Genomic DNA, 699 nt, shown 5'->3' on the forward strand with positions numbered 1-699 from the left:
GTTGAAATTGCAGACGTAGCGGCCAGCAGGATCAAGATTGATCCTATAAACACTGATAGAGTTGTTAGTAGCGTAAGTTTGGAGAATCATTTTCTTCCTCTGTATGCCAGTCCTTCTGAAGTAATCAGTTCCATGCTAGAAGTTGGTGAGGAAGCTGAAGGTGTAAGGTATGTCGCATACTATAGATTAAACAAGATTGATTATGCTGTTCTTGAATCTGGACAGTCTCAAGTTACTGTAAGAGTGGGAGAACAGGTTGCTCCCTCTTACATCGTGTATGGGATTACGGAATTTGCTGTATTGCTGAACGACACTAGCACAAACAGCTTTGTTGTTGTCAAGTATTTCAGGTCGTAAACTCGAGGGTGAATATGGGGTGATTCATGTGAGAAGAATAGCGGTCTTATTCCTGGTTCTGGGTTTCTTCTGTATCGGCTTCTCTAATCAACTGAATTCAGTCATACCTTCTATGGATGCTGAATCAGTGACGGTGACTTTGATTTTTATGAACGAAGTCACCGATTATAACATTCAGTCTAATCCTTCCAAGACAATATATTCTCTGGCGCTGGACGGAGTAAGCGGCCGTGATATGAATCTGCCGTTAAGAATGGGACCCGTTGAGGGTCTCTGGACCCGCCAGGACCCGAAGCGACTTTCAGTGAATGTCGCCTTGCTGATTCCTGCAATCGACGAGCC

The 699-nt window shown here is 44.1% G+C and carries 2 protein-coding genes; both read left to right on the forward strand.

Features of this window, described 5'->3' with window-relative positions; genetic code table 11:
- On the forward strand, positions 1-357 hold a 357-nt coding region (locus tag BG32_RS07635), incomplete at its 5' end, for an alpha/beta hydrolase (protein ID WP_121526644.1).
- Between the two features lie 28 nt (positions 358-385).
- Positions 386-699, forward strand: a 314-nt coding sequence (locus tag BG32_RS07640) for a hypothetical protein (RefSeq protein WP_147434882.1), incomplete at its 3' end; no start/stop codon positions are given.

This window comes from Mesotoga sp. HF07.pep.5.2.highcov (assembly GCF_003666285.1).
Lineage (GTDB): Bacteria > Thermotogota > Thermotogae > Petrotogales > Kosmotogaceae > Mesotoga > Mesotoga prima.